Annotated in this window: 6 protein-coding genes; 4 read left to right on the top strand and 2 right to left on the bottom strand. The window is 42.9% G+C overall.

Annotated elements, in window-relative coordinates:
• Nucleotides 1-218: 218 nt before the first annotated feature.
• On the bottom strand, nt 219-1,325 hold the full coding sequence (locus NSTC745_RS18320; RefSeq protein ID WP_445638421.1) for an alpha/beta fold hydrolase: 1,107 nt from the start codon (nt 1,323-1,325) through the stop codon (nt 219-221).
• 170 nt (nt 1,326-1,495) lie between these two features.
• Between NSTC745_RS18320 and NSTC745_RS18315 the strand changes: the two genes are divergently transcribed.
• Together NSTC745_RS18315 and NSTC745_RS18310 are read left to right on the top strand one after the other, a co-directional pair.
• Nucleotides 1,496-6,208 carry an amino acid adenylation domain-containing protein gene (locus NSTC745_RS18315; RefSeq protein ID WP_445638420.1) on the top strand — a complete coding sequence of 1,571 codons (4,713 nt, stop codon included), beginning with the start codon at nt 1,496-1,498 and terminating at the stop codon, nt 6,206-6,208.
• A gap of 273 nt (nt 6,209-6,481) precedes the next feature.
• Nucleotides 6,482-7,921, top strand: coding sequence for an NHLP bacteriocin system secretion protein (locus NSTC745_RS18310; RefSeq protein ID WP_445638419.1), 1,440 nt, complete (start codon nt 6,482-6,484; stop codon nt 7,919-7,921).
• On the opposite strand, the gene NSTC745_RS18305 is transcribed toward NSTC745_RS18310, so the two are convergent.
• Nucleotides 7,918-8,229, bottom strand: coding sequence for a hypothetical protein (locus NSTC745_RS18305; protein ID WP_445638418.1), 312 nt, complete (start codon nt 8,227-8,229; stop codon nt 7,918-7,920). The genes NSTC745_RS18310 and NSTC745_RS18305 overlap by 4 nt on opposite strands.
• 63 nt (nt 8,230-8,292) lie before the next feature.
• Between NSTC745_RS18305 and NSTC745_RS18300 the strand changes: the two genes are divergently transcribed.
• Together NSTC745_RS18300 and NSTC745_RS18295 are read left to right on the top strand one after the other, a co-directional pair.
• Complete coding sequence (locus NSTC745_RS18300) at nt 8,293-10,620, top strand: NHLP family bacteriocin export ABC transporter peptidase/permease/ATPase subunit (protein WP_445638417.1); 2,328 nt, start codon at nt 8,293-8,295, stop codon at nt 10,618-10,620.
• Between the two features lie 7 nt (nt 10,621-10,627).
• Nucleotides 10,628-13,528: an NHLP bacteriocin export ABC transporter permease/ATPase subunit gene (locus tag NSTC745_RS18295; RefSeq protein ID WP_445638416.1), complete on the top strand. Its 2,901-nt coding sequence runs from the start codon at nt 10,628-10,630 to the stop codon at nt 13,526-13,528.
• Nucleotides 13,529-13,541 lie beyond the last annotated feature (13 nt).

Genomic DNA, 13,541 nt, shown 5'->3' with positions numbered 1-13,541 from the left:
CAATTCACAATTCACAATTAAAAAACTTAGATGGACCCAAGCTTTCAGGGTTTATATCTGTATCAGATTTTTTGTGAAATGGTATTATAACCTTCTTTTACCCCCTTAAAAAGGGGGTCGCCGTAGGCGGGGGGATCTTAACCGAACCGTATTGCCACCCGACTAGAGTTAATTGGACATTTTTTATTTGCAAGTCCTTAACCTTGAGTTTAGCGATCTCAGCTATGAGTAGCCACAGTACAAAAATTACTAACGGCTTCGGCAAACTGCTGGTTTTGTTCCATCAATGCCATGTGTCCGCCTGGTTGGATGGTAACTTTTTGAGAGTAAGGCAATTCTGCTTTCATGCGATCGCTTGCCACAGGTTTAGTTGCTATATCTGAAGCACCACAAACAACCAACACAGGCACGTTAATACTTGCAAGTGTGTCTGTTTCATCAAATTTAAACATTGCCAGGGTGCCACGAGCCAGAACCCCAGGCGAACCCAATGCTGATAGTAAAGCTGCAAAATTTAGTTGACCCCGTGTTTCTGTACCCGTAAATCCAGACAGTTCTACGCTGATGTACAGCGAACCATTGAAATACGAAAGCCAAGTCATCAACCAAAAAATCGGCCACAGCACGATAGTGAGGTACAGCACAGGTTCAATCAGCGGCTTCTGTAATTTACGTACCACACCGCTAAAGATACAAGTCTTTACGGGATTGGTATAAGTAGTATCCACAAGAATTAAACCAGCCACCCGACTCCCTAATTGTTCTGGAAACAGGCGACAGAATGTCAGATTAATCATTCCACCCATGCTATGCCCTAGCAGGATAACAGGTTTATCCCCTGCTATGGCAATAACAGCTTCCAAGTCACGGGCATATTTTTCTAGGGAATGATCGTTGTTTTTCGGTTTCGAGGATTTTCCTAACCCTGGTAAATCCCAAACAATTATTCGGAAGCGATCGCTTAGTTGTCGCTTGGCATAATACCATACAGTACTGTTCGGCCCCCAACCATGTGACAAGATAATCGGTTGACCATCCTCAGGCCCAAAAAACTCTACTTGCAATACGCTACCATCCGGCCGTGACAAACGCTGCACGGTTTTGCTACGCATAAACTTAGGCTCGTCGGTTCCCGGACGGCGCAGCAGTGGCAAACTGATAAAACGACCGCCAAAAGACCACAGAACCATTATTAATCCAGCCACTAAGTAGGATGTTCCTACAAGTTCTCCTTCGTACCACTCATAGAGAATGTAGATTCCACCACCGAGTACCGCAACCGACAGCAGTTGAACCAGCCATACAAGTAGAAAATTAGGAGGCATGAATATCATGAGTCTAAACCTTGTAATATCTTGATTAACTGCTTTTAGGTTCATAACATAGTTAGAATCACCCAACTTTCACTCCCAAGAATGATTTGTACAGTGCTGTAAGTGTGATAAAAATGCTGGGTTAGTTAATAACTAATAAGAAATAACTGTTGCGAAGGGGTGTGATTTTGAATACTGTTGAGTTTTTATCTTATCTTCGCAGCTTAGATATTCAAGTTTTTATTGATGATGAAAAGTTTCGCTGTAACGCTCCCGAAGGAATTCTGACGGCAGAATTGCGTGCCGAAATTCAACAGCGCAAAGTAGAAATTATTGAATTTTTAAAAGCATCTAATGGTAGTAGCGATCGCAGCTTTAGACCTCTCGTGCCTATTTCGCGATCGCGTAATCTTCCCCTTTCTTTTGCTCAACAAAGGTTGTGGTTTCTCGACCAATTAATTCCTAATAATCCTTTCTATAATATTCCCCTCACACTACAGTTAACAGGTTCGCTAAAGTTAGGCGCACTAGAGCAAACTTTTAACGAAATCGTGCGACGACACGAAGCTTTACGCACGACTTTTGTTATACAATCAGGGCAACCAGTTCAGGTAATTAATCCGACGCTTACAATACCCTTACCAGTAATAGATTTACAGCAACTACCACAAGCCGAACGAGAAATAGAAGCACGACGACTGGCTACCCAAGAAGCTCAACTTCCTTTCAATTTATCAACTGATTCATTACTGCGAGTAAAACTGCTGCGGTTGGATGAAACACAATACATCCTGCTGCTAACTATGCACCACATCGTGTGTGATGGTTGGTCTATTGGGGTGCTAATAAAAGAGATAGCAACACTCTACACAGCCAATGCTAACAATCAGCCTTCTTCTCTACCAAAACTGACAATCCAATATACAGACTTTGCATACTGGCAACGCCAATGGTTGCAAGGGGAAGTATTAGAAAAACAACTAAGTTATTGGCACAAACAATTAGACGGCATTTCTCTGCTAAATCTGCCAACCGACAGGCCAAGACCAGCTGCTCAAACATACCAAGGTGCAAGGCAACCTCTACAATTATCAAAAAGTTTGAGCGAAGCACTTTTAGCTTTGGCACAGCAAGAAGGGGTAACTTTGTTTATCACCCTACTAGCAGCATTTAAAGTTTTACTTTACCGCTATACGCAACAAGAAGATATCGCTATTGGTTCGCCTATTGCCAATCGCAACCGTAGCGAAATTGAAGGATTAATTGGTTTTTTTGTCAATAGCTTAGTACTGCGTAGCGACCTATCAGGAAACCCAAGTTTTCGAGAATTATTGAGCCGAGTTAAAGAGGTAGCTTTAGGAGCCTATGCTCATCAAGATTTACCTTTTGAAAAACTCGTAGAAGAACTACACCCAGAACGTAATTTGAATCAAAATCCGCTGTTTCAAGTGGTTTTTGCGCTGCAAAATGCGCCTATGAATTCATTAGATTTACCGAATTTAACTTTAAGTACGCTACCATTTGAAACGGAAACAACACGCTTTGATTTAGAATTTCACCTGTGGGAACCAAATACTCAAAATGGGTTATGGGTAGATAGTTCAGAAGGGATTAGTGGTTTTGTAATTTACAGCACTGATTTATTTGATGACGCTGCGATCGCCAGAATGTTAGGACACTTCCAAACATTACTAGAAGGTATAGTTGCAAATCCAGAACAACCAATTGCCCAATTATCAATTTTAAGCGCATTTGAACTAAATCAATTATTAATTGAATGGAACAATACCCAGGTTGATTATCCTCAAGATAAGTGTATTCATCAGTTATTTGAAGACGCCGCACAACAGAATCCTGATTCCATAGCATTGGTATTTGGCGAGAAAAAACTCAGCTACAAAGAGTTAAATCAACGCAGTAATCAGCTTGCACATTATCTAAAAAAATTAGGAGTTAAAACCGAAATTTTAGTAGGGCTTTGTGTAGAACGCTCTTTTGATATGGTCATCGGGATGTTGGGCATCCTGAAAGCAGGTGGAGCTTATGTACCTTTAGATCCAAGCTATCCATCTGAACGTTTAAATTTTATGCTTGAAGATGCTCAAGTTTCAGTTTTATTAACCGATAAAATAGAGCTTGAACGTCTAGAAAATTATAATTCACAAATCATCTCTTTAGATAGAGATTGGCAGATTATTTCTCAAGAGATTGAAGATAACCCTATTAGTGAACTTACAGCAGATAACCTCGCTTACGTTATTTATACCTCCGGCTCAACTGGAAAACCGAAAGGGGTTGAAATCGAACATCGAGGATTGTTAAATTTAGTATTTTGGCATCAAAAAGCGTTTGCAGTTTCATCAATTGACCGAGCAACGCAAATTTCTGGAGTTGGCTTTGATGCTTGCGGTTGGGAAATTTGGCCTTATCTTAGTATTGGAGCAAGCATTTATTTTGTAGCTGAGCAAATGCGGCAAATGCCCGAACAGCTACGAGATTGGTTAATATCAAAAGCAATAACTATTTGTTTTCTACCAACACCCTTAGCAGAGATTTTATTATTAGATTTTCCGCAGAACATAGCTTTACGAATATTACTCACAGGTGGAGATAAACTAAATCAATATCCTTTAGCTGGTCATACTTTCCAGTTAGTTAACAATTATGGCCCGACAGAGAATACAGTTGTGACAACTTCCGGTCATATTTCTGTTGATAATAAAGATAATTTAGCACCTGTAATCGGGCGGGCGATCGCCAATACCCAACTTTACATACTAAATAAACATTTACAACCAGTACCTGTTGGGGTTCCAGGCGAATTGTACATTGCTGGGGATGGATTGGCACGAGGTTATTTAAACCGTCCTGACTTAACTGCTGAACGCTTTATAGAGCATTCTTTTTCTAATAATTTCAAAGCCCGACTTTATCAAACAGGTGATTTAGTTCGCTATCGCTTAGATGGTAACATTGAATTTTTAGGCCGCCTCGACGAACAGGTGAAAATTCGCGGCTACCGCATCGAGTTGGGAGAAATTGAAGCAGTATTGAGTCAGCATCCAGCAGTACAGCAAACTGTAGTCATAATTCGTGAGGATGAAGGGGAAAAGCGCCTAATAGCTTATGTAGTACTAAAAACAGAATCTAGCAGCAAACAGGAGAATACGCAATTAATTCAATTGCAGAATGAGCAAGTTTCGCAATGGCAAATGCTCTATAACGAAACTTACAATCAACCTGTTGATTCCGAGCCACAATTGAATATTGTAGGCTGGAATAGTAGTTATACAAATCAGCCTATTCCAGTAGAACAGATGCGTGAATGGGTAGATAACCAAGTCGAGGAGATTTTGGCTTTACAACCCAAACGAGTGTTAGAAATTGGTTGTGGAACGGGTTTAATTCTATTTAGAATTGCACCTCGTTGCACAAAATATTGCGGAACAGACTTTTCTTCAGCTTCACTTAACTACATTCAGCAGCAATTACAAAAACAAGAAATGCCCCAGGTAACGCTGTATCAGCAAGTAGCTACTGATTTCGAGAAAATAGAAACAGCAGCTTTTGATGTAGTAATTCTCAACTCAGTTGTACAATATTTTCCTAGTATTGATTATCTAATTACCGTATTAGAAGGTGCTGTGAAAGCAACTGCTCCAGGTGGCTTTATCTTCATAGGAGATGTGCGTAGTTTGCCACTTTTGGAAGCTTTCCATGCGTCAGTGCAACTATATCAAGCCGAACCTTCCCTTACCTGTTTGGAGTTGCAGCAACGGTTAAAAATGCAAATATTTCAAGAACCAGAGTTAGTCATCGACCCAGCTTTTTTTACCGCAATCAAGGAACGCTTTCCCCAAATTAATAATGTACAAATTCAACTGATGCGGGGTAAACATCACAATGAATTAACTGAGTTCCGTTACAATGCGATTCTTCACCTTAATGACGAAACTGTTAATAAGACTGTAAATTATTCAGTCTTGAACTGGTCTGAAGATAATTTAACAATCTCAGCAGTGGATCAGTTATTAATGGATAATCAACCAGAAATTGTCAAAATTATCAATGTACCTAATGCGCGTGTGATGTCAGCAGTTAAAACAGCAGAATGGCTTGCAGACGTAGAAGCTTTTAAAACTGTAGGACAAATACGTAAAGCTTTACAAGCATTCAACAATTTAGGAGTAGATCCAGAAGATTTCTATGGGCTAAATGTGCCTTATAAAGTTGATATTACTTGGTCAGATTCAAGTAGTGCAGGGCATTATGATGTAGTTTTTACACATCAAGATAGAGTAGATAAGAAAACTATTTTTCTTAATCGCATTACTCACTCTCGTCCCTGGCAATCTTACGCTAATAATCCCTTGCAAGCCAAAGCAGCGCGTAAGTTAGTGCCGCAGTTGCAGACTTACATAACTCAAAAACTCCCTGAGTACATGATGCCATCAGGTTTTGTAGTATTAGAGTCTTTACCTCTAACAGCTAATGGTAAAGTCAATCGCCGCACCTTAAGATCGTTCCATGATGCCATCAAGTTCCAATTGCCTGAAAATTACATTGCACCTCGAACTCCTGTAGAGCAAGTTTTGGTGAAAATTTTTGCTGAGGTTTTGGGATTGAAGCGCGTAGGTATTCACGATAATTTCTTTAAATTAGGCGGTCATTCATTATTAGCAACTCAGCTTGTTTCTAGAGTGCGCGACACCTTGCATGTGGAGTTACCTTTGCGTAGCGTATTTGAGGCATCGACAATTGCAGAACTATCTAAGGTAGTAGAAAGCTTTAAACAAAGTAACGATCGAAGTCAAGCCCCAGCTTTGATACCACTATCGCGTGAAAGTCGCCGCGTTAAGTTATCTTCAATAAACCCAGAGAGCATGGGGCTTTAGTATATTTTTCAGGACTTAGGCACTCAGATCCCCCAACCCCTTAAAAAGGGGAGCCACTGCGCTTTTTGTTGATTTTGTCAACTCTGCTAACTTTATTTACTTCTGTTATCCTCTCACCATCTACATTCCAATCATGTTAAGAAAGATGCGGGTAATCGATAACCCCCTGCCCTCTGCCTCCTGCTCGTTCTCCCCTAGTTTTCCCCGATTTCAATTTATCTTAGAACTCTAAAAGCTTTGAGAATCTCGGCGCTGTCAGTCAGGAGGAGAACAATGCAACTCAAACATAGCCACATCTTCCGCCCAGAAGCGCTAGACCGCTTATCTTCACCGGAACAACTAGATCGAGCGATAAATGTGGTCAAGCCTCAAGCTTGGCTGACTTTAGCTACTATGGGTTTTGTGGTTGCTGTGGCTGGGGTTTGGAGTGTGTTTGGTAAAATTCCCCTCGCTGTCACAGGTCAAGGCATCTTGATTAAACCCCACCATGTTGTGGAATTTCAAGCACCTAGTTCTGGGCCGTTACTTACTCTCAAGGTGAAGCCAGGGGATGTTATTAAACAAGGTGATGTACTGGGTATCATCGACCAATCGGTGCTGAAGCAGCAATTACAGCAAGAACAAGTAAAGTTGCAACAACTCCAAACTCAAAATCAAGAAACTGACAGGCTCCAAAAGCTGCTAATCGACCAACAGATTATTACTCTCGGACAGCAGAAAATGGATTTAGAAAATAATCTGCGCCGAGAGCAAAGTGCGCCCAAGTTACGCGACCAAACCCTAAGAGCGATCGCTCAAAAACGTCAAAGTATTAATTCTCGCAAACAACAAATTAACTACTTACTCAAAAGTCTGCAAACACGGGTCGAGAATCGTCGTCGGCTTTTTGGCGATCGCGTTATCAGTCAAGATATGGTAGTGCAAGCCGAACAGGAATACTTCAATACTCAAGCAGAACTATCTGATATTGATGTGCAACTCAAGGATCTGGAAATTCAAGAAACCACTACACAACGAGAATATCTCGAAAATCTTAATAGAATTGACGAAATTAAAACCAAAATTAAAGAACTCAATACTCAAAATACTAAATTACAAGAACAAGACCTCAAGCAAAAAATTGACAAAGCCAATCAAATTCGAGAAGTTAAACGCCGAATTGCCCAATTAGAACTGCAATTATCTCAAGAAAGTAGAATCATCAGCAAATATAATGGTCACATTCTCGAAGTGAGTGTTGTTCCCGGTCAAATGATGAATCCGGGTACTCGGTTGGGGTCAATCGAAGCCGAACAGCCAAATTCAAAACTGATGAGTCTTGTTTACTTTGCCAATAAAGACGGTAAGCAAATTAAACCAGGGATGTCCGTACAAGTGACTCCCAGCTTTGCCAAACGCGAACGCGAAGGTGGTATTGTCGGAACCGTTGCGAATATCTCTTCTTTTCCGGTAACGACACAAGATATCACAGCGATCGTTGGTAACAAAGAAATTGCCGCTTCTCTTGCAGGTAAAGGTGAAGCAAAAGTACAAGCTCTTGTGGAACTAGAAGAAAATAGTACATCAATTAGTGGCTACAAATGGTCATCTTCTAATGGTTCAGATGTAAAAATATCTTCAGGGACAACTACTTCTGTCCAAGTCAAAGTTGGAGAAAAAGCACCGATTTCTTATATTATTCCTATGCTACGCTCTTGGACTGGGATTTATTAAATTGGGGCATTGGGCATTGGGCATGGGGCATGGGGCATGAGACAGCTGGAAGGCTCAATTGGATTCACGAGTATCAAAGACTCGTTCGCGAGTATTAAAGACTCGTCGGCGAGTATCAAAGACTCGTTCGCGAGTATTAAAGACTCATTCGCGAGTATCAAAGACTCGTCGGCGAGTATTAAAGACTCATTCGCGAGTATCAAAGACTCATTCGCGAGTATCAAAGACTCGTCGGCGAGTATTAAAGACTCATTCGCGAGTATTAAAGACTCATCGGCGAGTATCAAAGACTCGTTCGCGAGTATCAAAGACTAACTTTTCCCTTCCACATAATATATCTCCAATGCCCCATGCTCAATGCCCCATCCCCTATGCCCAATGCCCAATCCCCCATACCCAAATTTCCCAACCGCGTCCGCACTTCTACACTTTTGCAAATGGAAGCGGTGGAATGTGGTGCGGCTGCTTTAGGAATAATTCTTAATTATTACGGTCGGATTGTACCGCTAGCTAAACTGCGTGAAGAATGTGGTGTTTCACGGGATGGGAGCAAAGCTTTTAATATCGTCAAAGCTGCTAAAAACTATGGACTCAAGGCCAAAGGTTTAAAAGTACCTCTAGAAAAGGTGAGAACTACTAGTCTTCCCTACATTGCCTTTTGGAATTTTAACCATTTTCTTGTGGTAGAAGGATATAGCAAAAAACGCGTCTTCCTCAACGATCCTGCTAGCGGTCGGAGAACGGTTAGTTGGGAAGAATTCGATCGCTCATACACTGGCGTTGTCCTGGTAATGGAACCAGGCGCAGACTTTCAGAAGGGCGGGAAAAAAAATCACATTATCTCCGCTTTAAGTAGCCGCTTGCAAAACTCACGGGGAACTATTATTTTTTGCTTCCTGGCAGGTTTACTGTTAACGTTGCCTCGGTTAGCAGTGCCAGCATTTTCCCAGGTGTTTATCGATGAGATTTTAGTCCAAGATCGGCAGGACTGGTTACGGCCTTTACTGTTAGGCATGGGTATAACTACTATATTGCGGGCGTTGCTTGCCAGATTGCGGTTGACTTACCTGCGGCGATTGATGGTGAAGTTGTCAGTTAGCACTTGTGGGCAGTTTCTCTGGCATATTTTACGATTGCCGATTGGGTTTTATGACCAACGCTTTGCTGGAGAAATCAGTAGCCGAATGCAACTTAATGACCGCGTGGCGCAAAGACTTTCAGGGCCTTTGGCAACCACAATCATTGATGCGGTGATGATGGTCTTTTATTTGCTGATTATGATTCAGTATGACCGATTGTTGAGTGCGATCGCTCTGGGTTTTGCTGCCATCAATATCTTTGCTCTGCTATTTTTATCGCAAACTCGTGTCGATGCCAATATGCGCCTAGCTCAGGAATATGGCAAAGTCGGTGGTGTAACGGTTAGCGGCATCCAATCCATAGAAACCATCAAAGCTTCCGGGCTGGAATCAGATTTATTTGCTCGGTTTGCTGGTTATTACGCTAAAGCAATCAACGCCCAACAGGAATTAGGCTTACAAACTCAAATTCTCACCACATTACCCACAATTTTGACAGCCTTAACCACGGCTTCTATTCTGCTGGTTGGTGGGTTACGGGTAATGAACGGCAATCTCAGTATTGGGATGCTCGTTGCCTACCAAAGTTTAACAATCAGTTTCTTAGAACCAGTTAATAGCCTCGTCAATTTCGGCAGTACACTCCAAGATTTAGAAGCCGACTTAAACCGCCTTGATGATGTGTTGCAAAATCCTGTTGATTTGGAAGTGGAGGAAAATCGGGGATTGGGCATGGGGCAAGCAGGAAGTGTGGGAGGGGTGGGAGGTGTGGGAGGATGGGGAAGAAATCTTTCCCCCCACACTTCCCCTGCTCCCCCTGCCTCCCCTGCTCCCCCTGCCTCCCCTGCTCCCCCTGCTCCCCCTGCTCCCCCTGCTCCCTCATCTCCCTGGCAATTACACGGTAACGTCGAGTTACGAAATGTCAGCTTCGGGTACAGTCGGGTAGAACCTGCTTTAATTGAGAATTTGAGCTTAGTTGTCAAGCCTGGGGAACGGATAGCGCTTGTGGGGGGTAGTGGTTCTGGCAAATCTACAATTGCGAAATTAATTTGCGGGCTTTATCAGCCTTGGGGAGGGGAAATCTGTTTTGATGGTGTAGGGCGATCGCAAATTCAGCGTTCTGTGTTGGCTAACTCGTTGGCAATGGTCGAGCAGGATATCTTTTTATTTGCTGGGACTGTGCGGGAAAACATTACGCTTTGGGATTATACCGTGTCAGATGCTGATTTGGTGAAAGCTTGTCAGGACGCAGCTATTCATGATGCGATCGCGTCATTGCCTGGTAAATATGACTTTGAGTTAATTGAAGGCGGGATGAATATTAGTGGCGGACAACGCCAGCGTCTAGAAATCGCTCGCGCTTTGGTGAGGAATCCTACAATGTTAGTGCTGGATGAAGCAACCAGCGCCTTAGATGCCGAAACCGAGTTGATTATTAACCGTAACTTGCGACAGCGTGGTTGTTCGTGTATTGTAGTAGCTCACCGCCTCAGCACAATTCGTGATTGCCATGAAATTATTGTGTTGGAGCAAGGTAAAATCGTGCAGCGTGGCACCCACGAGCAATTATGGCAGCAAGGTGGAACCTATGTTCGCTTACTTCACTCAGCAGAAGCATAGTTAAGCTATGAGTAACCCGCAGGTGAATCCTTCTCCTAAACTATACTCTTTGCAAGCAAACGAACCACTACTGTTAAACGATCTAAAAACAGTCTGGGTGGTAGAGTCTGGAACATTGGCGGTGTTTGCAGCGAGAGTGAAAAATAGTGCTGTTGAAGAACGCCGTCGCTATCTGTTCCATGTCAGTGCAGGTGAAGCATTGTTCGGTGCGGCGTTGTTACCTGAAGTAGTAGCACCAAGCCAATGGGGTTTTGTCGCGATCGCAATTGAACCTACTAAATTATGCCAGATATTAATAGTTGATTTGGTAAGAAAAGTTGCAGCGGCAGATCCGCAAGCTGTGGCACTTTTAGAAGGTTGGGCGAACCATTTGGGACAATCTCTAACTGCCCAACAAACAGTCTTGGCAATGCCATTAAATGTTGTAGAGGCATTTGAGCGGGATTTTTCCTTATCGAATGGTGAGGCTGTGTTATGGCAACAAACACTCGTGTGGGTGAAGTTGCACCAGGGAAGTACTCGCTGGATGGGAGTTGAAGAATTAAAGCTCAATTCTGCCTCGCCAATGTTTCCAGTTACAAGTGGTATGTGGTTGGAGGCGGAAAATGCAGTTACCGGATGGATGTTGCTAACCGCAGATATCAAAAATACCGAAGAAATACTCACAAGTTTGGTATCCTTCCATACTTATTTTTTTGAATATTTTCGTTTGTTAGCAAGCAAGGAAGCAGAAGCAGAATTTCTTCAGTTTCAGCAACGAGAGCAATTTAATCAGCAAGTAATAGAAAACGCCCTCTCAGACTTAGCAACAGTATTGCAACCAGAGCCAGAAGCTGCTTTCTTGGAAGAAGGGCCGCCTTTATTAGTAGCACTGGGAGCAGTTGGACGAGTGTTAGGGATAAAGATTCGTCCACCCGCAGACGATTTTGGTGCTATTAATGACCCGGTGGCAGCGATCGCTAATGCATCCCAAGTACGCATTCGGCGGGTGACTTTGGCAGGCGACTGGTGGCGTCAAGACCAAGGGCCGATGTTAGCTTATACCGAATTGGAACGCCCGGTGGCGTTGTTGCCTAAAGATAATGGTGATTATGTCATCTTCAACCCGGTGGCGCGGACTCGCACGCCTGTAAATGAATCACTAGCAAAAACACTGTCAGCCACAGCATATATTTTGTATCGACCGTTACCCCAAGTCGCACTCAGCGCCATCGACTTGCTGCGGTTCGGAATCAAGGGTTATGAAAAAGACATCGTTAATATTTGTCTAGTCGGGGTATTAGGCACGATATTGGGAATGGTTGCGCCGCAAGCAACGGCTATTTTAATCAATAATGCCATTCCCGAAGGCGATCGCCCTTTGTTATGGCAAATTGGATTAATACTGTTTGCAGTCGCTTTTGCACAGTTCGCTTTTCAAATTGCCCAAAGTATTATTACCCTACGAATCGAAAGCGCCACTAATAGCGTATTGCAACCAGCGATTTGGGATAGGTTGCTGAGATTAAGTCCGGGATTTTTCCGTCAGTACACTTCTGGAGACTTGGTTAACCGCGTGATGGCGGTGAGGGAAATTCATCAAAAAGTTAGCGGTGCTACTCAAAGAACATTGTTGAGTGGAATTTTTGCCTTATTCAACTTGGTTTTGATGTTTATTTACAGCTGGCAATTAGCATTTGTGGAAGTTGGTTTAACAATCCTTGCCGCTGTATTTACCGTTGTTTCTAGCTTTTTATTAGTCAAGAAATCACAAAAACAGCTAGAACTCGACGGCGCGATTCAGGGACTTAGCGTCCAACTCATCAACGGTGTCGCCAAGCTGCGGGTAGCTATGGCAGAAGAACGCGCATTTGCCGCTTGGGCAAAAAAGTATAGCCAGCAGATCCGGTTAAAGGCGAGTTGGCAACAAATAAAAGATGGTGTTTCCATCTTTAATGAAGCACTGCCTTTGGTAAATTCTATATTGATTTTCGGTGTCATGCTATTGATGCAGACACGCCTAACACTTGGTACATTTGTTGCTTTTAATTATGCAGCGACGATTTTTCTCAAAGGCGTAATTGACCTGAGCAATACTGTATCAGAGATTTGGGGCATTGTACCGATATGGGAACGGGCAAAACCGATATTGCGATCGCAGCCTGAATACGATCCCGCTAAACTTAACCCAGGTCGATTAAACGGCCAAATTGCCTTAGATCGTGTCAGCTTTCGCTACTCAGAAAATGGAGGCTTAATTCTCAATGATGTCAGTATCCATGCCGAACCAGGAGAATTTGTGGCGATTGTCGGCCCTTCTGGAAGTGGAAAATCAACGATATTACGCTTGTTGTTGGGGTTTGAGACTCCATTAACAGGCAGTGTCTACTATGATGGCAAAGACTTGGCGCAGATGGAACTCCAAGCTGTGCGGCGACAGTTGGGGGTGGTGCTGCAAAATGGCAAAATTGGCACAGGCTCGATTTTTAAGAACATTACAGCTGGGGCTTTGGTTTCTCTAGAAGAAGCTTGGTCAGCAGCAGAGATGGCAGGCTTGGCTGATGACATCAAGCAAATGCCAATGGGAATGCATACTATAATCGCTGAGAGTGGTAGTAATCTGTCTGGCGGACAAAGGCAAAGATTGTTGATTGCGCGATCGCTAGTTTCCAAGCCCAAAATTATTTTAATGGATGAAGCAACCAGCGCACTTGATAACCGCACCCAGGCAATCGTTACTGAAAGTTTAGCTAAATTAAATGCTACCAGAGTAGTGATTGCCCATCGCCTCAGCACAATTCGCGATGCAGACCGGATTTATGTAATTGACGCAGGTCATGTGGTGCAGGTTGGTAACTTCTCAGAGTTGATTGCCCAAGAAGGTTTATTTGCCCGACTTGTAGCCAGACAATTAGAGAGTGATGTTTAAGGGATTGGGCATT

The organism is Nostoc sp. DSM 114161 (assembly GCF_052692665.1).
This window is presented reverse-complemented; position numbering and strand designations above follow the sequence as displayed.

Coding starts and splice junctions, on each gene's coding strand:
- NSTC745_RS18310 (WP_445638419.1), top strand. CDS start 6,482: ATGCAACTCAAACATAGCCACATCTTCCGCCCAGAAGCGCTAGACCGC.
- NSTC745_RS18320 (WP_445638421.1), bottom strand. CDS start 1,325: ATGCCTCCTAATTTTCTACTTGTATGGCTGGTTCAACTGCTGTCGGTT.
- NSTC745_RS18295 (WP_445638416.1), top strand. CDS start 10,628: ATGAGTAACCCGCAGGTGAATCCTTCTCCTAAACTATACTCTTTGCAA.
- NSTC745_RS18300 (WP_445638417.1), top strand. CDS start 8,293: ATGCCCAATGCCCAATCCCCCATACCCAAATTTCCCAACCGCGTCCGC.